Genomic DNA, 22,068 nt, shown 5'->3' with positions numbered 1-22,068 from the left:
GCCAAGTCAGGATGACGCCGCAAGGGCTGGGGTCGGGCGCGGCAGGCACCACCGGCCGTCGCACAGGACGGGCGCGCTGCGGGGCCGCCCGTCGTCTATCCGGTCAGACGTCGCGGAACAGGTTCTCGTCCTCGACGAAATCCAGACGCTCTTCGCTGACGGTGCCCGCGTTGATGTCGCGCGTCTCGACCCGGCCATCGCCGAAGCCGATCACCACCTGATCGCAGATGTCGATGAACAACCCGTTCTCGACCACGCCCGGCACCTGGTTCAGCACCATGGCCAGCTGGCGCGCATTGCCGATCCGGCCCAGGTGCAGGTCGAGGATGTGGTTGCCCTCGTCGGTCACATAGGGCCGCTCGCCGTTCATGCGCAGGGTCGCCTTGCGACCCATCACGTCCATGGACACAAGCATCTCTTCGATCAGCGCCTGCGAGGTCTGCCAGCCGAAGGGAATGACCTCGACCGGCAGGGGGAAGTTGCCGAGGCTCTCGACCTCCTTGGCCGCATCGGCGATCACCACCATCTGGTCCGAGGCGGTGGCCACGATCTTTTCCTGCAACAGCGCGCCGCCGCCACCCTTGATCAGGCTGAGGTCGCTGTCGAATTCGTCGGCGCCGTCGATGGTGATATCCAGCCACTTGGCCTCGTCGAGAGAGATCACCTCGATGCCCACCTCGCGGGCCAGATCGGCGGTGCGGGTCGAGGTCGGCACACCGCGAAAGCGCAGCCCTTCCTCGCGGACCTTCTCGCCCAGACAGCGCACCAGCCAGGCGGCGGTGGAGCCGGTGCCAAGGCCCACGCGCATCCCGCTTTCCACGAATTCCGCCGCGCGCTTGGCGGCAACGAACTTGGCCTTGTCGATGGGCGAGAGCTCTCCGGACATTGGTATCCCCTTCAGGTGCGGCAGACGTCGCGCCCTTATAGGGCGGCAGGCGTCGCGGCGCGAGAGGCAAAGGCGAGATTTCATCCCATGCCCGGATCGCGGCGGGGCCCGAGCCCCCGCCTGCCCGGCGCGCGGAGGGGGCGGACGGCCCAGACCCGGGCGCAAACCGGGATGGCGCGGTTGCTGCTGGCCCCCGCATCGGGGCGGGCAAGCACCGCCCGCGTACGGGACGCGCGGAGGCGGGGGTGTCGGGGCGCAGGCCGCGATGGCGATACGCGGGCCCGCGACTGCCGCGCCCAACCGCACGACGGGGACAGCCTGCGCGCCGGTTCCGGGCCGGGCCACGTGGGCAGGACAACGGACGCGAGGGGCGACAGCGCGACATTCGGGCTTGCCTCCAGCGCGCCCGCCCGCAACATGGCGCGCGCCCCGCCTTCCGGTCCCGTGCCGGGCCGATGGGTTGGGATGCCGCGCCAAGGACAGGCGCGCCTTCACGATTGAGAGGCCCCTCATGCGCCCTGCCCCGCTCTGGCTACTGGTCACGCTGCAAGCCGCCGTTTCGGCGGCCTCGCTGGTGGTCGAGATCGTGGCGGGCCGGATGCTGGCCCCCTACGTGGGCATGTCGCTGTATACCTGGACCTCGGTCATCGCGGTGGTGCTGGCGGGCTTTTCCGTGGGCCACTGGATCGGCGGACGGCTGGCCGAGCACCCGCGCGGGCTGGCGCTGACCGGCTGGGGGCTGGTGGCGGCGGCATTCAGCACCGCGCTGGCCGGGGTGGCGCTGCGCGCCTCGGCGCCCCTGCTGATGGAGATCGGCAGCCCGGTGGGCGCGATCACCGCGCTGACGCTGGCGGCCTTCTTCCTGCCCTCGCTCTTTGCCGGGATCCCGGCGCCGGTGCTGACGCAGGTCTCTCTGGCCGCGCCGCAGGGACAGGGGCGCGCGCTGGGGGCGATGTTCGCAGCCGGTGCCGTGGGCGCCATTGCCGGCACGCTGCTGGCGGGATTCGTCTTCATCTCGTGGCTGGGCAGCGCCTGGACGCTGGCGGCGGTCACGGGTGTCTACCTCTGCGCGGCGGCGCTGTGCCTGTGGCTGGCGCGGCGGCTGAGCGCGGCGCCGGTCATGGCGCTGGTGGCGCTGGCGGTCGCGGCGGGCCTGCTGGCGGCGCGGCCCGGCCCCTGCACGGTGGAAAGCCGCTACTTCTGCCTGCAATCCATCGATGTCGCCGCCGATCCCACCCGACCGACACGGGCCATGGTGATCGACCACCTCGTGCACGGCATCTCGGCCCGGGATGCGCCCGAGGTCATGTTCACCCCGCACACCGCCATGCTGGACGCCCTTTCCCGGCTGCGCGCCCCACAGCCCGGGTTTTCCAGCTTTCACATCGGCGGCGGCAACTACGCCCTGCCCCGCGCCTTCGCGGCCCGGGGCAGCGGCCCGGTGACGGTCGCCGAGATCGACCCGGCGGTGACGGCGCTGGCAGAGCGCGATTTCTGGTTCGACCCCGCCAGCGCCACCATCCTGCACGAGGACGCCCGCCGCGCGCTGCTGCTGTCACTGGTACGCTACGACGTGATCATCGGGGACGCCTTCACCGATACCGCCGTGCCGCAACACCTTGTGACCTCGGAGTTCTTTGCGCTGGTGGCCGGGCGGCTGACGCCCGGCGGCAGCTACCTGATGAACGTGATCGACTACGCCGACCGGATGCAGGCGACGGGCAGCCTTGTGGCGACCCTGCGGCGGCATTTCCCGGTGATCGAGGTCTGGACCGAGGCGCGGCGGCCCGCCCCGGGGGAGCGCGTGGTCATGGTTATCGCCGCAGGGCACAGCCGCACGGAGACCGACAGCTTTGCCGTGCCCGCGCCGGAGCGCACCACCTTCGCGGCGCTGGGACCCGGCTTCGTCGACCGGCTGGCGGCGGAGGCCATGGTGCTGACCGACGATTTCGCCCCCATCGACCGGCTGGTGGGCGCGCGGGATTGACCTGCGCCGCACCGATCCCTGGAGACGGATCAGCAGAGGGGAGCGTCCGGGTCGTCCGGCCTGCGCCGGCCGATCCGCCGGGGGCTCTGCCCCCGGACCCCCGAGGTGCTTGGAAGACCGAAGAAGCAGGGGCTTTCGCGTCCCGGGGCGCGGTCGCGGGCAGGCCTGCGGGCGCATGTGGGGACAGGAAAGGCCTGACGCCTGCCGGGATACGGGTGACCGGCGCCCGCGCCTCAGAGCGGGATCGGGATGCCTGCCGCCTGGACCGCGCCCGTGGGCAGGCCGGTGGGCGAGCCGCCCTCGGGCTCGTCCGAGACGGCGAGAGTGGCGCCCGGAACCCGGGCGGCCATCTCGTCCGATAGCACCACGATGTGATCGCCCCCCGGCGACATGACCCCCAGCGAGATCGGCTGTTCGCCCTCCGGGATCAGCCAGAGTTGCAGCACGCGGCCCTCGGGCAGATCGCCGCCGCGGTGGTCGACGGCGACCGTGTGGGTCGGCGGGTCGATGCGCACGTCGAAGGCCAGCGTGCCTGCCACCGGTTCGAGCGAGGCGAGGATTTCGGGGCGGGGCGTTTCCAGCACACCCGACACGAAGACCGCCCAGGACAGGGCCGCCCCGGCCATGGCGCCGCCGAGGTAGGGCAGAAGCTGGCGCCAGACCGGCAGCCGCGTGTCGCCATAGGCCTCGGCCTCGATGCGGCGGATCACGGCGGGAGGCGGGGTCAGCTCTGGTATCGCGTCAGTGAAGCTGGCGAAATACTCGGACCAGGCCGCGACGTCCTGCCGCAGGTCCGGGTCGCGCGCCAGGCGGGCCTCGAAGGCGGCCTGTTCGCCCGGGTCCAGCAGGCCCAGCACATATTCGGCGGCGACGGCCTCCCAGCCGCCGGGCAGCACGGTATCGTCCTTCCCTGTCATCGGCTCAGGCACTCCCGCAGCTGCAGGAGGCTGCGGCGCAGCCATGTCCGCACGGTGTTCAGCTTCACCCCGGTCGATTCGGAGAGTTCCGCGTAGGTCATGCCCTGAAGGTAGGCCTGCCGCACCATCGAGGCCCGGTCATCGGGCAGCTCGTCGAGGCATGCGTTCAGCACCCGCGCCTCGTCGCGTTCCACCGCGCGGGCCTCTGGCCCCGGCTGCGGGTCGTAGAGGCGTTCGGCGATCTCCACCGGCTCGGTCGCCGTACCCTCGCGCCGGGCGCGGCGCAGGCGGTCGATGGCAGCGTTGCGCGTGATGGTGATGAGCCATGTCATGGGCGAGTATCCATTGGCCTTGTAGCTGTCCGCCCGGTGCCAGATCCGCAGGAAGACCTCCTGCAGGACCTCTTCGGCCTGGGCCTCGTCCCTCAAGACACGCGAGGCGATGCCAAAGAGTTTCGCCGAGGTCCTCTCGTAGAGCTCGCGAAACGATTTGCGATGGCCCATGGCCACGCGGGCGATCAGCGCCTCGATCTCTTCCTGAGGTGTCATCGTGTCGTCTTGCCCGCTTCCCCTTGCCCCTCATCCAGATATGTTGCACCTACTGCAAGGCAATCGAGCTTGAACTGAAGGACGGTGCAACCATGGCGGACGGCACGATCGATATCAACGCGAAACCGACCGAGGAGATCTCTGTCCGCGAGGTCTTTGGAATCGACAGCGACATGGTGGTGCACGGTTTCCCCGACCGCACCGACCGGGTGCCGGATCTCGACAGCACCTACAAGTTCGACCCCGACACGACGCTGGCGATCCTTGCGGGCTTTCGCAACAACCGCCGCGTGATGATCCAGGGCTATCACGGCACCGGCAAATCGACGCATATCGAACAGGTGGCGGCGCGGCTGAACTGGCCGGCGGTGCGGGTGAACCTCGACTCGCATATCTCCCGCATCGACCTGATCGGCAAGGACGCGATCAAGCTGGTGGACGGCAAGCAGGTCACGCAGTTCCAGGAAGGCATCCTGCCCTGGGCGCTGCGCAACCCCTGCGCCATCGTCTTTGACGAATACGATGCGGGCCGCGCCGACGTGATGTTCGTGATCCAGCGCGTGCTGGAGACCGACGGCAAGCTGACGCTGCTGGACCAGAACGAGGTCATCACCCCGCATAAGTACTTCCGCATCTTCGCCACCGCGAACACCGTGGGCCTTGGCGACACGACGGGCCTGTATCACGGCACCCAGCAGATCAACCAGGGCCAGATGGACCGCTGGTCCCTGGTGGCGACGCTGAACTACCTGTCGATCGACGCCGAAACCAACATCGTCCTGTCCAAGGCGCCGCATTACAACAACGAGAAGGGCCGCAAGACCATCCGCCAGATGGTCACCGTGGCGGACTTCACCCGCCGCGCCTTCATGAACGGCGAGCTCTCGACCGTGATGTCGCCCCGGACGGTCATCGCCTGGGCCAACAATGCCGAGATTTTCCGCAACGTGGGCTATGCCTTCCGCCTGTCCTTCCTGAACAAATGCGACGAGCTGGAGCGCCAGACCGTGGCCGAGTTCTACCAGCGCTGCTTCGACGAGGAACTGCCCGAAAGCGCGGCAAGCCTGTCGCTGGGCTGAGGGGTCAAGCCGCTTCGAAGCGGCTTTGACGCGCGCCGGGCGCGCGTAGGAAGGCCCTTCGACGGGCCTTTCCGTCCACCGGACCATGGGCCAGACGGATTGCGCCCCAGCCGCCACCGATACGCCGAGGCTTTGCCGCCTCTGGCCGCCCCGCTGCGCCCCGGCGCGGGGGGCGCGCCACATCGATTTCGCAAAAGTTTTCACAACGCCCAATTCTTGACCGGCAAATCCGTGTTATTGTCGTCATCATGGGCGTTCTGAAAACACTCCTCTGCCTCGGCCTTCTTGTCGCATCCGCGGCCCTGCCCGCCCGCGCCCTGCCCGAGATCGCCTCTGACCGCGCCCTGCTCTTCGCCGCCTGTGCCGGGCGCTACTCGGCCACGATGGAGCATGCCTGGCTGATGGGCCAGGACGGCGCCGAGGCCCGCGACCGCCGCGCGGTCTTCGTCGACCTGCTGGAGGCGCTGCAACCGCAGGCCGTGGCCCAGGGGCTTTCGGGACCGGCGCTTCTGCAGGCCCGCATCGCCGCCAAGGCCGCGCAGGCGCGGCTTTTGAACCTGGCCAGTTTCCACACCGAACCCGGACAGCAGCGCCGCGCCCATGCCGCCGCCCGGCGGGCCATGGCCCCCTGCGCCGCGCTTCTGCTGGCCTGACCGGAGGCCCCTTGCCGCGCCCGCGCGAGAGTGCTTTATCGTCAGGCATGAACAAGCCGTCCGACAACCCCGCCGATCCCTTCAAGAAGGCCCTCGCCGAGGCCACCAAGGTCATGGCCGACGATCCCGAGATCACGGTCAGCTACTCGGTCGATCCCGCGGGCATGTCCGGCGATGCCATGCGCTTGCCGCAGGTCAGCCGCCGCATGACCCGCGACGAGGTGCTGCTGGCGCGCGGCACGGCGGATGCGCTGGCGCTCTATCGCCGCTACCACGACGGCGCGACCCACAGCCGCTACCTGCCGCAGGGCGAGATGGCGCGCGACATCTACGAGGCGATGGAAACCGCCCGCTGCGAGGCGATGGGCGCCCGCGACATGCCCGGCACCGCCGGCAACGTCGACGCCAAGATCGCGCACGAGGCGCAGCGCCGGGGCTACGGCCAGATCACCGACAAGGCCGAGGCGCCGCTGGCGCAGGCCGCGGGCTACCTGATCCGCCACCTGTCCACCGGTCGCGACCTGCCGCCCGAGGCCGCGAACGTGATGAACCTGTGGCGCGACTTCATGGACAATCAGGCCGGCGGGACGCTGGAGAGCCTCGACAAGACGCTGTCGGATCAGGCCTCTTTCGCCCGCTTCGCGCGGCAGATGATCACCGATCTGGGCTATGGCGACCAGATCGGCGAGGACCCCGACCAGCTGGACGACGAGGCCGAGGACGAGGGGCAGGAAGACGGCGATCAGGACGATCAGCAGCCCGACAGCACCGGCAATGACGAGGACGAGGGCGAAGAGGCCGACGCCACGCCCGAACAGTCGCAGGACCAGACTCAGGACCCGTCGCAGGCGCAGGTCTCGATGGATGACATGGCCGATCAGGAGCTTGGCGAAGAGGCCGAGATGCCCGACGGCGAGGCCCCGCTGGAACCGCCCGCGCCGCAGCCCGTGTCCGAGGCCGACCCGGATTACATCGTCTACTCGACCGAGCACGACGAGGAGATCGCCGCCGAGGAACTGGCCGAAGCCGCCGAGCTGGAGCGCCTGCGCGCCTATCTCGACCAGCAGCTGGAACCGCTGAAGGGCGCCGTCAGCCGTCTGGCGAACAAGCTGCAGCGCCGCCTTCAGGCGCAGCAGAACCGCAGCTGGGAGTTCGACAAGGAAGAGGGCGTGCTGGATGCAGGCCGTCTGGCGCGCGTGGTGGCGAACCCGACGACGCCGCTGTCCTTCAAGGTCGAGAAGGACATGGAATTCCGCGACACCGTGGTGACTCTGCTTCTGGACAACTCCGGCTCGATGCGCGGGCGGCCGATTTCCATCGCCGCGATCTGCGCCGACGTTCTGGCGCGCACGCTGGAACGCTGCTCGGTCAAGGTCGAGATCCTCGGCTTCACCACCCGCGCGTGGAAGGGCGGACAGGCGCGCGAGACATGGCTGAACGAGGGGCGCGAGCAGCTTCCGGGGCGGCTGAACGACCTGCGCCACATCGTCTACAAGCAGGCTGACGCGCCGTGGCGGCGCACGCGGGCCAACCTTGGCCTGATGATGAAAGAGGGCCTGCTGAAAGAGAACATCGACGGCGAGGCGCTGGAATGGGCACACCGCCGGATGGTAGGACGCCCGGAGGCGCGCAAGATCCTGATGGTGATCTCGGACGGCGCCCCGGTGGACGATTCGACGCTGTCGGTGAACCCGGCCAACTACCTAGAAAAGCACCTGCGCGACGTGATCGCCATGGTCGAGAAGCGCAAGCAGGTCGAGCTGCTGGCCATTGGCATCGGCCATGACGTGACGCGCTACTACGACCGCGCCGTGACCATCACCGATGTCGAGCAACTGGCCGGGGCGATGACCGAACAGCTGGCCAGCCTCTTCGACAGCGATCCGCGCAAGCGCGCCCGGGTGATGGGCATGAGGCGCAGCGCCTGAGACTCCCCGCCCCCGGCCCGACCGGTTGCGCGCCGGTCACAGGCCCCGGTCCGGCCCCCTGTCCGGCCCGACCGGTCGCGATTGCGCCACTGGGCCGGTTTCGGCCCGACCTCCGGGCCAGGGGCCCTTGGCCTGTTTCCCCCATGCCCGCCAGCGACGCGCCCCGGCGCGGTGCTCGGGCCCTCCGGTCCGCGGGTCTTGTCACCCCGTCGCCTGTGACTAATCTGCGCGCAAAGGAGACTTGCATGTTCCAGACATTCGAAGAAAGCGCCTCTCCCGAGCAGGGGCCGCCGCGCCTGAAGGCCCTGCGCGCCGCCATGGAGACCCGGGGGCTGGACGGCTTCCTCGTGCCGCGCGCCGATGCCCATCAGGGTGAATATGTCGCCGACCGCGACGCGCGGCTGGCCTGGCTGACCGGCTTCACCGGCTCGGCGGGCTGGTGCGTGGCGCTGAAGGACCGCGCGGCGGTCTTTGCCGATGGGCGCTACACGGTGCAGGTGCGCGCCCAGGTGGCCGAGGATTTCGAGAAGGTCGACTGGCCCGAGACCGCGCTGGCCGACTGGATCGGCGCGGCCCTGCCCGAGGGGGTGGTCGGTTTCGACCCCTGGCTGCTGACGGTGGACCAGCACCGCGCGCTGACCGAGCGCTGCAAGACCCTGCGGTTCGAACCCTGCGAGAACCTCGTCGACGCGATCTGGACCGATCAGCCCGCCGCCCCGGCGGCGCCGGTCTTTGCCCAGCCCGTCGACCTGGCCGGAGAGCCGCATGGCGACAAGATCGCCCGGCTGGCCAAGACGCTGACGGCAGAGGCCGCGCTGATCACCCTGCCCGACAGCATTGCCTGGCTGCTGAACATCCGTGGCGCCGACATCCCGCGCAATCCCGTGCCGCATGGCTTTGCCGTGCTGCACGGCGATGCGACCGTGACGCTCTACATGGCCGAGGCCAAGCTGGCCGGGCTTGGCGACCATCTCGGGCCGCAGGTGCGGATCCGTCCGCCCGAGGCCCTGACCGGCGACCTTGCCGCGCTTGAGGGGCCGGTGCAGATCGACCCCGCGTCCTGCCCGGTGATCCTGGCCCGGGCGCTGGCGACAGCCCCGGTCGAGGCGCCGGACCCCTGCCTGCTGCCCAAGGCGGTGAAGAACGCCGCAGAGCTGGACGGCTCCCGCGCCGCCCATCTGCGCGACGCCGCCGCCATGGTGCGTTTCCTCGCATGGCTCGACGCGCAGGCCCCGGGCTCGCTGACAGAGATCGACGTGGTCAAGCGGCTCGAGGCCGAGCGGCGCGGCACCAATGCCCTGCGCGACATCTCTTTCGAGACGATCTCGGGCGCCGGTCCGAACGGCGCCATCGTGCATTACCGCGTGACCGAAAAGACCAATCGCCGCGTCGGCGACGGAGAGCTTCTGCTGGTCGACAGCGGCGGGCAGTATGTCGACGGCACCACCGACATCACCCGCACCATCGCCATCGGCCAGCCCGGCGCCGAGGAACGCGCCGCCTTCACCCGCGTGCTGCAGGGCATGATCGCGGTGTCGCGCCTGCGCTTCCCGCGCGGGCTGGCGGGACGCGACGTCGACCCCTTCGCCCGTGCCGCCCTGTGGCAGGCGGGGCTGGACTACGGCCACGGCACCGGTCATGGTGTCGGCGCGTATCTTTCGGTCCACGAAGGCCCGGCCCGGATCGCCCGCACCGGCACTGTACCGCTGGAGCCGGGCATGATCCTGTCGAACGAGCCGGGCTTCTACCGCGAGGGCGCCTTCGGCATCCGAATCGAGAACCTGATCGCCGTGCGCGAGGCACCTGCCCTGCCCGGCCAGACCGTCAAGGCCCTGCTGGAGTTCGAGACCCTGACCTGGGTGCCGATCGACACAAGACTGGTGGATGCCGATCTGCTGACCACGGCAGAGCGCGACTGGCTGAACGGCTATCACGCCGAGGTGCTGGCCCGTGTCGGCCCGCAGGTCGACGATGTCGCAGGGGCGTGGTTGGCCCTTGCGTGCAGGCCGGTCTGACATGGAAAATTCACACACCCTGTGCCAAGCAGGGGAATAACGAGACGAGGGGAGACAACAATGATGACGACCAAGACGATCACCGTAACACCTGCCGTGGGCACCTGGGTGGTCCGCGCCGGCGGCGCGGTTCTGGGGGAAACAAGCCGCGCGCTGGAACTGGTCGAGGGCGATCTGCCGCCGGTCATCTACTTCCCGCGCGAAGACATCGGCATGGCCTTTCTGGACGTCACCGACCACCGCACCACCTGCCCGCACAAGGGCGAGGCCAGCTATTTCTCGATCATGTCCAAGTCGCGCACCTATGAAAACGCGGCCTGGAGCTATGAGGCCCCCAAGGACGTGGTGGCCGCAATCAAGGGACACCTGGCCTTCGACGTGCAGGACGGGGTCGCCGTCGAGCAGGTCTGAACAGCGCATGCAAACCTCTGGCGGGCCTGCGGGGCCCGCCTGTTCATTTCCGCACAACACGCGGTAAACCGCTGATTTCCCAGCCTGTCATTGCCTGACACCCCGGCTGATATTGCATAGCAGCCCGCATAGCCCCCAGTTTGGTGCCATCAGAACGACACCAAGGGAGCTGCCACATGCTTCGCCTAATGACCTTTCTCTCCGTGCTGCTGCTGGCGGGCGCCGCCCATGCCACCACGCTTTTCGTGAACACGCCGAGAGACGGATACCTCAACCTGCGCTCCGGCCCCTCGACCAGCTACGGCGTGCAGTACCAGATGCCGCACGGCACCGAGGTCGAGATCCTCCGCAAGCGGGGCGACTGGGCGCAACTGCGCCACGAAACCGGCCGGACGGGCTGGGCCGCGTCGCGCTACCTGACCACCTGGGCCGAGGAACAGCCCCGCCGCCCCGGGCGCGATCCCGGCGCCGACACGGCCGATCGGCTGCCCGCCCTCTACGTCGATGCGCCCGGCTACGGCGGGCTGAACCTGCGCAGCGGGCCCGGCACCGGCAATGCGGTGCTGCTGACCATGGCGCAGGGCGACCGGGTCGAGGAACTGGGCCGCACCGGCGACTGGCGCCTGCTGCGCCTGTCCAACGGCAAGGTCGGCTGGGCCCACGGCGGGTATCTCTCGACAGAGAAACCCCGCGCGCGTCAGCCGAACCGGACCGCCGGGGGCTTCGACCCCAACCCCAACCATATCCAGCCGGGTTTCCGCCCCGCCCCGCGGCGCGACGACGGCTGGCGCAATGGCCACGGCAATGGCTGGCAGAACGGCCGCGGCAACGGCAATGGTTGGCGCAACGGGCATGACAACGGCTGGCGCGAGGCCGAGCGCGACAACCGCCGCACCTTCCGCGACCCGGTCGACGCCCTGCCCGAGCTGCTGATGCGCTGCGCCGGGCGTGAAGGCAGCGGCCTCGCCAACTGCATCGCCCGGGGCCTGATCCAGACCCAGTGACAGGAATTGGAGCAGTGACCGGAGGGTGTCCCGCAGGGCCGGGCGCCCTTCCCCTTGGCGCCGCGCCCATTCGGGGCAGGCTGTCGGGGGGGCGCGAAGGCACGACCTGCGGCAGCAGCGCCCCCGGCGTAGCGCGGGCATCGACGCGGTCGGCTGGCGCCTACTGACGCTGGCCCGCGAACCGGCGCCCTCCCCCTTACCGCCCCTGAAAGTTCTTCCCGGCAAGGATGTGATCGCGCGCCTTTTCGATCCGGGCCAGCCGCGTGTCCGACTGCTTTGCCTGGCCGACATGCAGGTAATAGCTGCGCTTCCGGCCCGGTGTCAGCGCCGCGAAGGCCTCTGCCAGCGCCGGATCGCCGTCGAGCACCCGGCTCAGCTCTTCCGGTGCGTCCAGATCGTCCTTCTCGAAGACCACCTTCGCCCCCGCCTTTTGCAGTGCCACGGCCTCTGCGACATAGTTCCGAAGGGTGTCTTCGACCGCGCCGATCTGGTCCAGGCCGGTGAACCGCGCCGCGCAGGCAGAGCGCGCGTTCTCTCCGACCGGCGACAGGATCCCTTCCGGGTCCTTCAGCAGCACACCCTTGAAGAAGGTCAGGCGGCAGGAGTCCTTGAAGGCGGCGGGCATCGCGATATTGCCGCCATGGGCCGTGTAGCAGGGCTGGCGCCACTTGCGTTCCTCGCTCAGGCCGCAATCCAGCAGCAGCGCGCGCAGGGCCCGCATCTCTGCCGCCCACTCCCCGTCCTTGGCGTAAAAGGCCTCGATCTTTTCGGCATCGTTCCGCGCGTCGCTCATCCGTCCCTCCCGACTTTGGCGCAGGGTCACCCTGAACGCGGCACATGTCCATCGGAAAAAAAACGACAAACCGGCCCGGCGGGCGGGGGAACAGTCAGGAACCCCATCCCGCCGGACCGGCTGTCATGACCGGCGAGCCGCACCGGCCAAACCCTTCCCCGGCGGCGTCAGGCCGCCAGGGAGATCTGCTTGCTGTCCTCTTCGATGAAGGCCTTGTGCAGGGCCTTGATCGCGGGGGCGAGGTCGTCGCGCTCCATGATGAACTGCACATCCACATTGCGCGGCCCCTGGCTGGCGCCGACGCTGGCCATGCCGGCATCCGCGATGGCCTGAAGGCCCCGTTGCAGCACCGACAGCCCGCGCAGGTCACGACCCACGACAGCGGCCATGCCCAGCGTCCGCAGCATCACGTCGGCAGAGGGGTACAGTTTCTTGATGTCCCGCTCGACCCGACGCAGCGTCTTCAGAGAGGTGTCGACGTAATGGGTGATGGTGTTGGCATTGGACACCTTGGACACGATCCGCACCTCATGGCGCGTCAGCACGTCGAGGATGGCGGCGTCATAGCCCTTCACCCCGACCATGTCCTGCTCGAAGACCTCCAGCGCCACCACCTCGAGGCCGGTCACGATCTCGACCTCTGCCGCATCGGCGGGCTGGTCGTCGATCAGCGTGCCCGGGTCCTCCGGCTCGAAGGCATTGGTCACGCGCAGCGGCACCTCGGCCTGACGCAGGGTCTTGGCCGCCTTGGGGTGGATCGCCTCCATCCCCAGGTTCGACAGCTGGTCGGCCACGTCATAGTTGGTCCGGCCCAGCTTGCGCACCGCGTCCTGCCCGACAAGGTTCGGGTCGGCGGAGGAGAGGTGGAACTCCTTGTGTATGATCGCCTCGCGCGCCCCGGTGAGGGCGGCAAGCTTCGAAAAGGTCACCTCGGAGTAGCCCCGGTCGAACTCGCGCATCAGGCCTTCGGCGCATTGCGCATAGCCGGTCACGATGGGCATTTCCGTCGCCGGGTCGATGCCCTCCATGGCGGTCAGGATACGCTCGTCAAGGGTCACGTTGCCCTCGTCGCGCCAGCCCGACAGATCCACCAGCCGGGCATTCACACCGGCCCGCTGCAGCAGAAGCGTGGTGACGAAGGCGGAATGCGCCTCGCCCAGACCGCTGAGCAATTCGCGGATCTGCAACATGTGCTCGGACAGCCGGAAGTGGCCGTAGGCACAGAGCCGTTGCAGGTCGATCAGGCAGTTGCGGGCGCCGTCGATGCGTTCGCGCACGAAGACGCGGGCCTGATCGCGGTCGCCCGGGTGGTCAAGGACCGCCTCATGCGCCTCGACCATGGCCTCGGACACCGCGTGCAGGGCATCGTGCCAGCCCTGATCGCTGTCGGCATCGGCAAAGGCGGCATAGACGCCCTGCTTGCCGGTCTTCTTGTGTTCCAGCAGCAGGTTGGTGATCCCGCCGAAGGCAGAGACCACGAAGATGCGCCCGTAGGGGTTTTCCTTGTCGCCGATGAACAGCGTGTCGCGCAGTTCATTCACCCGGGACATGGTTGTCCCGCCGATTTTCTCGACCGTATGGGTCATGCGGACACCTCCTCGGTGACCTCCCCGGGCGCGGCGTAAGAGCCGTCCTCGCGGTGCACCTCGGTGCCGGTCACCGGCGGGTTGAAGCAGCAGGCCATGACCAGCTCTTCCTCGGCCCGCAGGATATGGCGGTCGTGCTTGTCCAGCGCATACATCACGCCGGGCTTGATCTCATGCGTCTCGCCGGTGGCCAGGTCGGTGATCGAGCCCTTGCCCTGCATGCAGTAGACGCTTTCGAAGTGGTTCTTGTACTCGAAGGTGTGCTCGCTGCCTTCCTCGAGGAAGGTGATGTGGAAGGAAAAGCCCATCCCATCATCCGCCAGCAGCATGCGCACGCTGGACCACTTGGCGTCAGAGACCACGCGGTCCCGCTCGTTTTTTACGATCTCGTTGAAATCACGGACAATCATGGGTGTTACTCCGCTGCAATCTTGTTGTTGTCGGTCAGGGCGCGCGTCGCGTCGAGAAGAATGCCAAGGCCCTCTTCCATCAGCGCGGGGCTGGTGGTCAGGGGGGCAAGCACCTTCACGACCTCGTCCTCGGCGCCCGAGGTTTCGATGATCAGGCCGGCCTCGAAGCAGCGCGCGCAGATCGCGCCCGCCAGTGCGCCAGAGCCCACGTCGACCCCCTGCATCAGGCCGCGGCCTTTCAGGGTGGCGCCCGGGATCTCGTCCGCGACCGCCTGCAGGCCGGTGGTCAGCAACAGCGCCTTCTCGGCCAGTTCGCGCTGGAAGGCATCGTCCTTCCAGAACTTCTCCAGCGCCACGCGGGCGGTGACGAAGGCATGGGTATTGCCGCGGAAGGTGCCGTTGTGCTCTGCCGGGCCCCAGATATCCAGCTCCGGCTTCATCAGCAGGGCCGCGAAGGGCAGGCCCATGCCGCTGAAGGACTTCGCCATCGGGATCAGGTCCGGCGTCACCCCCATCTCCTCGAAGGAAAAGAAGGTGCCCGCGCGGCCGCAGCCCGCCTGGATGTCGTCGAGGATCAGCAGCGCGCCGTGTTCCCTGGCAAGGCGCTGGAGGCCCTGAAGGAATTCCTTCGACGCGGCATTCAGGCCGCCCTCGCCCTGGATCGGTTCGATCAGGAAGGCGGCGGGGGCGTCGATGCCCGAGGACGGATTCGACAACATCTGCTCAAGGTAGCTGAGGCTGTCGACGCCTTCCAGCGCGCCCTCGAAGGGCATGCGCGTGACGCCCTCCAGATCGGTGCCCGCCCCGGCGCGCTTGCCGGCGTTGCCGGTCGCCGCGAGGGCGCCCATGGTCATGCCGTGAAAGCCGTTGGTGAAGGCGATGACATTCTTGCGGCCGGTGACCTTGCGGGCCAGCTTCAGCGCCGCCTCGACGGCATTGGTGCCGGTCGGGCCGGTCATCATGACCTTGTGGTCCATGCCGCGCGGCTTCAGAACGATCTCTTCGAAGGCCGTCAGGAAGGCGGCCTTGGTGTCGGTGAACATGTCCAGACCGTGGGTGATGCCATCCGCCTGGATATGCGCCACCAGCGCGGCCTGCATGTCGGGGTCGTTATGGCCGTAGTTCAGCGAGGAACACCCCGCGAGGAAGTCGATGTAGCGATTGCCCTCGGCGTCCCACATCTCGGACCCCTTGGCCCGGGTGAAGCGCGTCGGGAAAGAGCGGCAGTAAGAGCGGGCTTCGCTTTCGCGGCGTTCGAAAATGGTGTTGTCGGTAGACATAAGATGTCCTTTCCGCCCCGCCTGGGGGCGTATCATCAAGATTGACTGTTCGGGAATTCGACGTGTCAGGCGATCAGGCGACAGAGCGCAGCTGGCTGCGGTGCTCGGGCAGCGTGATCGTGACCATATGCTCGGTGGCGGCGGCGCCGTCGAAATGGTCGTGCTCTTCGAAATGCGGGCGGTCCCAAAGGGCCCCGCCGATGCTGCGCGCGAAGCTGCGGAACATGCCCCAAGAGGCCTTGTTGCTCTCGGTGATGGTGGTCTTCAGCGTCTCGGCGGTGATGCACTCGGGGCGGCGGACGAGATGCACCAGCATCTTCTTGCCCAGACCCATCCCGCGGGCCTTCTCGCCCACTGCAACCTGCCAGACGAAAAACGCATCCTGACCGGGGATCATGTGGCCGGAGATCCAGCCGACGATCTCGCCGTCCAGCTCCGCCACCACGCAGGTGTCGCGGAAATGGTCGGCCTGGATCAGGTTCGCGTACATGGAATTTTGATCGAGCGGCGGGCAGTTGCGCACCAGCTCCCAGATTGCGGCCCCATCGGTGCTGCGCGGCTTGCGCAACAGGGGCACCCTAGTCTCGGGGTCAGAGACGTCCTTCGGCATGGTATGGCTCCTTGACTGTTCGATAGCCTAAGTAATCCAACCGCGATTTTGTTTCAACCGTCTAAGTATATTTTTCCTTTTCTTGCGCCATAGTCCATATTTCAAAGGGCGATATCGGAATGGTAAACCCTAATGAAATGGACCCGCATCGCTTAGTCTGATATAAGCGAGTTTACGCCAAAAGGAGTCTGGAGCATGCGCCTGAACCATGCGACAAAGGCGATCAATCCGGAGATGGCCGTGGATCGCACCGATGAAAGCCTGATTGCCCTGCGGCGCATCCTGCGCTCGACAGAGCTCTATGCCCGCGACCTTGCACAGGCCGCCGGGCTGACGCCTGCACAGCTGCGGGTCCTTCAGATCGTCGCGGCCAAGGGCGGCAGCACGCAGCCCAAGGCGCTGGCCAAGCAGATGGGCGTCAGCCAGGCCACCGTGACGGCGCTGGTCGACAAGCTGGTCGGCCGCGGCTTCGCGACCCGGCACCGGAACGCGGAGGACCGCAGGCAGACCGACGTCGTGCTGACACCCGACGGGCAGGCCGCCGTGGAAGAGGCCCCCGACGCCCTGCAGCAACGCTACGTGAAAGAGTTCGAGAAGCTGGCCGACTGGGAACAGGCCATGCTCGTCGGCGCGCTGGAACGCGTGGCGGCGATGCTGGACGCGCATGAACTCGACGCCTCGCCGGTGCTGACCATCGGCGACATCCACACCGGCAAGACCAGCCACTAGGCTCCGGTCTCCGGTGGGCCCTGGCGCGCCCCACCCCTCCGCCAAAACCCGCCAGCGCCGACAGGCCCCGTGCGACCCGCGCCGCCAAAGCTCCCCTGTCTTCTCTGGTCTTCCAAATACCCTCGGGGGTCCGGGGGTAGAGCCCCCGGCGGTCCAACGGCCGCCACCGTCCCGTCCGTCAGGCCCCTGCCCTACCGATGCTCCTCCGCCGCCGTCGCCGCCAGCGCGCGGTTGTAGGCCTTCAGCGCATCGACATGGAACAGCGCCCCCTGCAGGACTGGCTCGTCATCCTGCATCGTCACCACCGGCAGGAAGGCGACACCGGACCGGTCAAAGCGCGGCAAGGCGGTTTCCAGCGTGGCGCTGGCCTGCACGAAAAGCCCCTGCTCGATCATCTCCAGACAGGTCTCTTCATCCGCCGCCCCCTTGTCAGTGGGCTTGCGCATCACCCCCTGCACCCGGAACATCGCCAGCAGGTAGCTTTGCGGTCCCGCCGACAGGCGCACGTTGCGCCGCTCCAGCTGGGTCAGGAAATACGACCGGTTCACCGCCCGGCTGGCCAGCGCCGTCGACATCGAGACCGAGACCATGACCGCCAGCCCGGTCTGCCAGTCCCCGGTCAGCTCGAAGACGATCAGCGTGGTCGAGATCGGCGCGCCCAGCACCGCCGCCGCGACCCCGCCCATCCCCGCCAGCGCGTAAAGCGTGAAGGCCGAGGACATCTCGGGGACGACCCCGGTGGCGATATGGCCGAAGGCCAGCCCGGTCAGGGCGCCCACCATCAGCGAGGGCGAGAACATCCCGCCACCCATGCGCCCCGCCACGGTGATCGAGACCGCCGCGACCTTGATGACGGCGAACATCACCGCCTCGCCCAGCCCCATGCTGCCGGTCAGCGCGCGCGAGGTCGTCTCGTAGCCGACCCCGATGATATGCGGAAAAAGGATCGCCAGCCCGCCCAGCAGGCAGCCCGCCAGCGCAGGCCGCAGCCAGGAAGGCAGCCCAAGGCGCCGTTGCAGGTTGGTCTCCAGGTCATCCGCGAAGAAGATCGTCCGCATCATGATGACGGCGACGATCCCGCAGACCAGCCCCAGCAGGAAGAAGGCCGGCAGTTCCAGGTAGAACTCGACGGTGGTGGTGCCCGGCAGGGTGAATTCCGTGACATCGCCATAGACCAGTCGGTTGATCACCGTCCCGGCGGCGCTGGCCACCACGATGGGCGCGAAGGCGTGCAGCGCAAAGTGCCGCAGCACGACCTCCAGCGCAAAGAGCGCCCCGGCGATGGGCGCGTTGAACGAGGCCGAGACCGCGCCCGCCACCGCGCAGCCCAGCAGGTCGCGCCCGGTGATGCCATCGACCCGAAGAAGGTTCGCCACCCAGCTTGATGCCAGCGCGGCGATATGCACCACCGGCCCCTCGCGCCCGGTGGAACCGCCGGTCGACAGGGTGATCCACGAACACAGGACCGAGGCAAGCCCCGCCTTCTTTTCGACCCGCCCGTCGTTCAGCGCCGCACCCTCGATCACGTCCGGGACCGAACGCACCCGCCCGTCCGGCGTGAAGACATGCAGGATGACGCCCACCGCGATTCCGCCGAAGACGGGGATCAGCAGCACCCAGAGCCACGGCAGCTCTTCGGCAAAGCTGTGCAGGGTGTTGACGTTGTCGGTGCCGTAGACGGTCGCCTCCAGCCATTCCACCGCCCCGCGAAAGGCGATGGCGGCGAGGCCCGAGGCCACGCCCAGAAGCAGCGCGATGAACCAGAATTGTATCTGGCTGGGGCCCTTGTGCCGCAGCAGATCCCAGCCTTCGGCACAGCGGCGCCTGGTCTCGTCGATCTGCTGGCGCAGATGCCTCGGCATGGGCGCGTCCTCCGATCCCGTGACTTTCGCCCGGTGCGGGCAGTGGTTAATGTGGCCGGGACGTCTTTACCGGAGATCCCGATGGCCACAGAGCAGGCAATCCGCCTCTTGCAAGAGCTTCTCGGCCCGCGCCTTGGCCTGTCCAAAGCCGATCTTGCCGCACATGGCAAGTCCGAGTCCTATTTTCCCGACATGCCGCCCGATGCGGTCGCCTATCCCGAAGGCACCGCCGAGGTGCAGGGCATCGCGCGTATCTGCGCCGCCGAACGGGTGCCGGTGATCGGCTGGGGCGCCGGAACCTCGCTGGAGGGGCACGGGCTGGCCGTGCAGGGCGGCGTGGTGGTGGATTTCAGCCGCATGAACCGCGTGCTGGACATCCGCGCCGCCGACATGGACGTCGAGGTCGAGCCCGGCGTGACCCGCGAGGCCCTAAACGAAGACCTGCGCGCCACCGGCCTGTTCTTCCCGGTCGATCCCGGCGCCAATGCCTCGCTGGGCGGCATGGCGATGACCCGCGCCTCGGGCACGACGACGGTGCGCTACGGCTCGATGCGCGACAATGTCATGGGGCTGGAGGTTGTGCTGGCCGATGGCCGGGTGATCCAGACCGGCAGCCGGGCGCGCAAATCCGCCGCGGGCTACGACCTGACGGCGCTCTTCCTTGGCTCGGAGGGCACGCTGGGGCTGGTGACGCGGCTGACCCTGCGCCTGCACGGCATCCCCGAGGCGACAACGGCGGGCATCTGCGCCTTCCCCGACATGAACAGCGCCGTGGCGGCGGTGACCGAGACGATCCAGATGGGCATTCCCATGGCCCGGATCGAATTCGCCGACGCCGCCACGGCGCAGGCCTTCAACGCCTATGCCGGCACCGACATGGCCGCCGCGCCGCACCTGATGGTGGAATTCCACGGCAGCCCCGAAAGCGCCGCGCAGGATGCGGAACGCTTTGCCGAGATCGTCGCCGACCATGACGCCAGCCCCTTCCGCTGGTCCGCCCGCGAGGAAGAGCGCCGCGCGCTCTGGGCGATGCGCCACAACGGCTATTACGCCATCCTCGCCTCACGCCCCGGCGCCCGGGCGGTGGTGACGGATATCTGCGTGCCGATCTCGCAACTGGCCCGCGCGGTCGAGGAAACGCAGGCCGACATTGCCGCCAGCGGCATCCCCGGGCCGATCCTCGGCCATGTGGGCGACGGCAATTTCCACGCCATCCTGCTGATCGACCCGGAGCGCCCCGAGGACCTGGCAGAGGCCAAGGCGCTGTCGGCGCGCATGTCGGAACGGGCGCTGCGGCTGGGCGGGACCTCGACCGGAGAGCATGGCGTGGGCATGGGCAAGACCGCCTTCATGCGCGCCGAACACGGCGAGGGCTGGGACGTCATGGGCGAGCTGAAGAAGGCGCTCGACCCGCTGGGGATCATGAACCCGGGCAAGCTGGTGCCGCCGACGCAGTGAGCGGCAGGGGCCTGCGCCCGGCCTGACCGGCGGATCGGGGCTCTGCCCCGTTCAGGCCGCACTCTGTCCAGTGGACAGAGTGCCGCTGCGCGGACCGGCCTTCACCCCCCCGAGGTATTTTCGGGACCAGAGAAGAGCCGGGCTCGAAAACCGCTTCGGCGGCAGGCAGGCCATGACGAGACAGGCAGACGGTCCTCGGACTTCCATCGGCGCGGCGATGGTGCCATCGCGGCCCCCGGGGCCGTGCGGGAGGGTCAGCCGGCCAGGAGCGCCCGGGCCGCGGCGCGGGCCTCTGCGGTCACCGTGTCGCCCGAGAGCATCCGGGCGATTTCCGCCTCACGGTCTTCAAGGGCCAGCGGCACCACCTCGGAGAGCGTCATCTCGGCCTCGACCCGTTTCGCCACGCGCCAGTGATGGCCGCCAAGCGCCGCCACCTGCGGGGAATGGGTCACCACCAGAACCTGCCCGCCTTCGGCCAATGCCTTCAGCCGCCGCCCGACCGCGTCCGCCGTGGCGCCGCCGACGCCCCGGTCGATCTCGTCGAAGATCATCGTCACGCCGCCGCCCTGCTCTTCCGAGAGGCAGACCTTCAGCGCCAGCAGGAAGCGCGACAGCTCCCCGCCCGAGGCGATGCGGTTCAGCGGCCCCGAGGGTGCGCCCGGGTTGGTCGCGACCGTGAAGGCCACCGCATCGCGGCCCTCGGGCCCGGCGGGGGCCTCGGCGATCTCGGTGCGGAAGACCGCGCGCTCCATCTTCAGGGGGGCCAGCTCTGCCGCCACCGCCCTGTCCAGCCGCAGGGCCGCGTCCCGGCGGGCCGCGCTCAGCGCCTCGGCAGCGACATCATAGGCGCCGCTGGCCTCTGTCACTGCGCGGTCGAGGTCGCCGATCCGCGCCTCGCCCGCGTCCAGCGCCTCCAGCCGGGCGCCCAGCGTCTCGGCCAGCCCAGCCAGCTCGTCCGGCAGCACGCCGTGCTTGCGCGCCAGACCGCGCAGGGCAAAGAGCCGCTCTTCGGTGTCTTCCAGTTCCGCCGGGTCGAACTCCAGCGCGTCAAGGCAATCGGCCACGCCGCGGGCGGCATCGTCCAGTTCCGCCATGGCGCGGGCCAGCGCCGCGATCGGCGCGTCGAGCCTGCCCTCGGCCTTGTCCGCCACGCCTTCCAGCCAGCGCAGAGCGCTGGCCATGGCGCCCTCTGCCCCGTCATATCCCAGCGCATTCGAGGCCTGCGCGATGTCGTCGCGGATCTTCTCGGCCGCCTGCATGGCGCGGCGGCGCTTGTCCAGCGCCTCTTCCTCGCCCGCCTGCGGCGCCAACTTGGTCAGTTCGTCGACGGCGTGACGCAGGAAATCCTCTTCCGCGCGCACCGCTTCCAGCGCCTCGACGGCCTTGTCGCGGGCCTTGCGGGCCGCATGCAGGCCGCGCCATGCGCCGCGCACCGCCTCGCGCGCGGCATCGGTCGCGGCATAGGCATCGAGGATGGCCCGGTGCCCCTTTGGGTCCAGAAGGCCCTTGTCGTCATGCTGGCCGTGCAGCTCGACCAGCGTGTCGGACAGCTGCCGCAGCACCTCGCCCGAGACCCGCCGGTCGTTCACCCAGCCGGTTTTGCGTCCGTCCGCCGTGTTTACCCGCCGCAGGATCAACTCGTCCGAGACCGGCAGCCCCGCCTCTTCCAGCACCGTGAAGGCCGCGTGGCCCTCGGGCAGCTGGAACTCGGCCACGACCTCGCCCTGCTCGGCCCCCGTCCGCACCAGCGCGGCGCGCCCGCGCCAGCCCAGCACGAAGCCCAGGCTGTCCAGCAGGATCGACTTGCCCGCCCCGGTCTCGCCGGTCAGCACGTTGAGACCGGGCTGGAACTCGAGGTCCAGCCGGTCGATGATCAGCATGTCGCGAATTTCAAGCGCGCGGAGCATGGTCA

General features: G+C 68.8%; 19 protein-coding genes. 9 read left to right on the top strand and 10 right to left on the bottom strand.

Annotated features, from left to right (window positions below; translation table 11 throughout):
* Window positions 1-103: 103 nt before the first annotated feature.
* Window positions 104-886 carry a ribose-5-phosphate isomerase RpiA gene (rpiA, locus tag ACN5KJ_RS12575; RefSeq protein WP_418594346.1) on the bottom strand — a complete coding sequence of 261 codons (783 nt, stop codon included), beginning with the start codon at window positions 884-886 and terminating at the stop codon, window positions 104-106.
* Window positions 887-1,397: 511 nt separating this feature from the next.
* Here rpiA and ACN5KJ_RS12570 point away from each other — a divergent pair.
* Complete coding sequence (locus ACN5KJ_RS12570) at window positions 1,398-2,873, top strand: fused MFS/spermidine synthase (RefSeq protein WP_418594344.1); 1,476 nt, start codon at window positions 1,398-1,400, stop codon at window positions 2,871-2,873.
* 233 nt (window positions 2,874-3,106) lie between these two features.
* Here the strand turns inward: ACN5KJ_RS12570 and ACN5KJ_RS12565 are convergent, their stop codons facing one another.
* On the bottom strand, window positions 3,107-3,790 hold the full coding sequence (locus ACN5KJ_RS12565) for an anti-sigma factor (protein WP_418594342.1): 684 nt from the start codon (window positions 3,788-3,790) through the stop codon (window positions 3,107-3,109).
* The gene (locus tag ACN5KJ_RS12560) at window positions 3,787-4,338 is read right to left on the bottom strand and encodes a sigma-70 family RNA polymerase sigma factor (RefSeq protein ID WP_206565068.1); all 552 of its coding nucleotides are present in this window, start codon (window positions 4,336-4,338) and stop codon (window positions 3,787-3,789) included. Before ACN5KJ_RS12560 ends, ACN5KJ_RS12565 begins: the two co-directional genes overlap by 4 nt.
* Window positions 4,339-4,430: 92 nt before the next feature.
* On the opposite strand from ACN5KJ_RS12560, the gene cobS reads away from it, so the two are divergent.
* From cobS to ACN5KJ_RS12530, 6 genes are all read left to right on the top strand, one after another.
* Entirely contained in the window at window positions 4,431-5,417 is a 987-nt protein-coding gene (gene cobS, locus ACN5KJ_RS12555; RefSeq protein ID WP_039616178.1) for a cobaltochelatase subunit CobS, read from the top strand.
* A 248-nt stretch (window positions 5,418-5,665) separates the two neighbouring features.
* Window positions 5,666-6,070, top strand: coding sequence for a hypothetical protein (locus tag ACN5KJ_RS12550; RefSeq protein WP_418594340.1), 405 nt, complete (start codon window positions 5,666-5,668; stop codon window positions 6,068-6,070).
* A 47-nt stretch (window positions 6,071-6,117) separates the two neighbouring features.
* Window positions 6,118-7,998 carry a cobaltochelatase subunit CobT gene (gene cobT, locus ACN5KJ_RS12545; RefSeq protein ID WP_418594338.1) on the top strand — a complete coding sequence of 627 codons (1,881 nt, stop codon included), beginning with the start codon at window positions 6,118-6,120 and terminating at the stop codon, window positions 7,996-7,998.
* Window positions 7,999-8,243: 245 nt separating this feature from the next.
* On the top strand, window positions 8,244-10,013 hold the full coding sequence (locus ACN5KJ_RS12540) for an aminopeptidase P family protein (RefSeq protein WP_418594337.1): 1,770 nt from the start codon (window positions 8,244-8,246) through the stop codon (window positions 10,011-10,013).
* Window positions 10,014-10,073: 60 nt separating this feature from the next.
* The gene (locus ACN5KJ_RS12535; RefSeq protein ID WP_418594335.1) at window positions 10,074-10,424 is read left to right on the top strand and encodes a DUF427 domain-containing protein; all 351 of its coding nucleotides are present in this window, start codon (window positions 10,074-10,076) and stop codon (window positions 10,422-10,424) included.
* Window positions 10,425-10,600: 176 nt separating this feature from the next.
* Window positions 10,601-11,428 carry an SH3 domain-containing protein gene (locus ACN5KJ_RS12530; RefSeq protein WP_418594333.1) on the top strand — a complete coding sequence of 276 codons (828 nt, stop codon included), beginning with the start codon at window positions 10,601-10,603 and terminating at the stop codon, window positions 11,426-11,428.
* Between the two features lie 196 nt (window positions 11,429-11,624).
* Here the strand turns inward: ACN5KJ_RS12530 and ACN5KJ_RS12525 are convergent, their stop codons facing one another.
* The 5 genes from ACN5KJ_RS12525 to ectA form a co-directional block, all read right to left on the bottom strand.
* Complete coding sequence (locus ACN5KJ_RS12525) at window positions 11,625-12,221, bottom strand: YdeI/OmpD-associated family protein (protein ID WP_418594331.1); 597 nt, start codon at window positions 12,219-12,221, stop codon at window positions 11,625-11,627.
* Window positions 12,222-12,388: 167 nt separating this feature from the next.
* Entirely contained in the window at window positions 12,389-13,807 is a 1,419-nt protein-coding gene (locus ACN5KJ_RS12520; protein ID WP_418594329.1) for an aspartate kinase, read from the bottom strand.
* Entirely contained in the window at window positions 13,804-14,217 is a 414-nt protein-coding gene (locus ACN5KJ_RS12515; RefSeq protein WP_347165384.1) for an ectoine synthase, read from the bottom strand. Before ACN5KJ_RS12515 ends, ACN5KJ_RS12520 begins: the two co-directional genes overlap by 4 nt.
* 5 nt (window positions 14,218-14,222) lie before the next feature.
* Window positions 14,223-15,497 (bottom strand): diaminobutyrate--2-oxoglutarate transaminase, encoded by a 1,275-nt coding sequence (gene ectB, locus ACN5KJ_RS12510; RefSeq protein WP_418594328.1) that lies wholly within the window; start codon window positions 15,495-15,497, stop codon window positions 14,223-14,225.
* A gap of 73 nt (window positions 15,498-15,570) precedes the next feature.
* Window positions 15,571-16,107 (bottom strand): diaminobutyrate acetyltransferase, encoded by a 537-nt coding sequence (gene ectA, locus ACN5KJ_RS12505; RefSeq protein ID WP_347165385.1) that lies wholly within the window; start codon window positions 16,105-16,107, stop codon window positions 15,571-15,573.
* A gap of 195 nt (window positions 16,108-16,302) precedes the next feature.
* On the opposite strand from ectA, the gene ACN5KJ_RS12500 reads away from it, so the two are divergent.
* Window positions 16,303-16,836, top strand: a complete 534-nt coding sequence (locus ACN5KJ_RS12500; RefSeq protein ID WP_418594325.1) for a MarR family winged helix-turn-helix transcriptional regulator — start codon at window positions 16,303-16,305, stop codon at window positions 16,834-16,836.
* Between the two features lie 191 nt (window positions 16,837-17,027).
* Here the strand turns inward: ACN5KJ_RS12500 and ACN5KJ_RS12495 are convergent, their stop codons facing one another.
* Entirely contained in the window at window positions 17,028-18,698 is a 1,671-nt protein-coding gene (locus ACN5KJ_RS12495) for a chloride channel protein (RefSeq protein ID WP_418594324.1), read from the bottom strand.
* An 81-nt stretch (window positions 18,699-18,779) separates the two neighbouring features.
* Between ACN5KJ_RS12495 and ACN5KJ_RS12490 the strand changes: the two genes are divergently transcribed.
* Window positions 18,780-20,156, top strand: a complete 1,377-nt coding sequence (locus ACN5KJ_RS12490; protein ID WP_418594322.1) for an FAD-binding oxidoreductase — start codon at window positions 18,780-18,782, stop codon at window positions 20,154-20,156.
* A gap of 254 nt (window positions 20,157-20,410) precedes the next feature.
* Here the strand turns inward: ACN5KJ_RS12490 and recN are convergent, their stop codons facing one another.
* Window positions 20,411-22,063, bottom strand: a complete 1,653-nt coding sequence (gene recN / locus ACN5KJ_RS12485) for a DNA repair protein RecN (protein ID WP_418594321.1) — start codon at window positions 22,061-22,063, stop codon at window positions 20,411-20,413.
* Between the last annotated feature and the right edge of the window lie 5 nt (window positions 22,064-22,068).

Source organism: Ponticoccus sp. (in: a-proteobacteria), assembly GCF_048381735.1.
Note: the sequence above shows the minus strand (reverse complement) of the source record. Positions and strands in the feature narration are given on the sequence as shown.

Coding starts and splice junctions, on each gene's coding strand:
- rpiA (WP_418594346.1), bottom strand. CDS start 886: ATGTCCGGAGAGCTCTCGCCCATCGACAAGGCCAAGTTCGTTGCCGCC.
- ACN5KJ_RS12570 (WP_418594344.1), top strand. CDS start 1,398: ATGCGCCCTGCCCCGCTCTGGCTACTGGTCACGCTGCAAGCCGCCGTT.
- ACN5KJ_RS12565 (WP_418594342.1), bottom strand. CDS start 3,790: ATGACAGGGAAGGACGATACCGTGCTGCCCGGCGGCTGGGAGGCCGTC.
- ACN5KJ_RS12560 (WP_206565068.1), bottom strand. CDS start 4,338: ATGACACCTCAGGAAGAGATCGAGGCGCTGATCGCCCGCGTGGCCATG.
- cobS (WP_039616178.1), top strand. CDS start 4,431: ATGGCGGACGGCACGATCGATATCAACGCGAAACCGACCGAGGAGATC.
- ACN5KJ_RS12550 (WP_418594340.1), top strand. CDS start 5,666: ATGGGCGTTCTGAAAACACTCCTCTGCCTCGGCCTTCTTGTCGCATCC.
- cobT (WP_418594338.1), top strand. CDS start 6,118: ATGAACAAGCCGTCCGACAACCCCGCCGATCCCTTCAAGAAGGCCCTC.
- ACN5KJ_RS12540 (WP_418594337.1), top strand. CDS start 8,244: ATGTTCCAGACATTCGAAGAAAGCGCCTCTCCCGAGCAGGGGCCGCCG.
- ACN5KJ_RS12535 (WP_418594335.1), top strand. CDS start 10,074: ATGATGACGACCAAGACGATCACCGTAACACCTGCCGTGGGCACCTGG.
- ACN5KJ_RS12530 (WP_418594333.1), top strand. CDS start 10,601: ATGCTTCGCCTAATGACCTTTCTCTCCGTGCTGCTGCTGGCGGGCGCC.
- ACN5KJ_RS12525 (WP_418594331.1), bottom strand. CDS start 12,221: ATGAGCGACGCGCGGAACGATGCCGAAAAGATCGAGGCCTTTTACGCC.
- ACN5KJ_RS12520 (WP_418594329.1), bottom strand. CDS start 13,807: ATGACCCATACGGTCGAGAAAATCGGCGGGACAACCATGTCCCGGGTG.
- ACN5KJ_RS12515 (WP_347165384.1), bottom strand. CDS start 14,217: ATGATTGTCCGTGATTTCAACGAGATCGTAAAAAACGAGCGGGACCGC.
- ectB (WP_418594328.1), bottom strand. CDS start 15,497: ATGTCTACCGACAACACCATTTTCGAACGCCGCGAAAGCGAAGCCCGC.
- ectA (WP_347165385.1), bottom strand. CDS start 16,107: ATGCCGAAGGACGTCTCTGACCCCGAGACTAGGGTGCCCCTGTTGCGC.
- ACN5KJ_RS12500 (WP_418594325.1), top strand. CDS start 16,303: ATGCGCCTGAACCATGCGACAAAGGCGATCAATCCGGAGATGGCCGTG.
- ACN5KJ_RS12495 (WP_418594324.1), bottom strand. CDS start 18,698: ATGCCGAGGCATCTGCGCCAGCAGATCGACGAGACCAGGCGCCGCTGT.
- ACN5KJ_RS12490 (WP_418594322.1), top strand. CDS start 18,780: ATGGCCACAGAGCAGGCAATCCGCCTCTTGCAAGAGCTTCTCGGCCCG.
- recN (WP_418594321.1), bottom strand. CDS start 22,063: ATGCTCCGCGCGCTTGAAATTCGCGACATGCTGATCATCGACCGGCTG.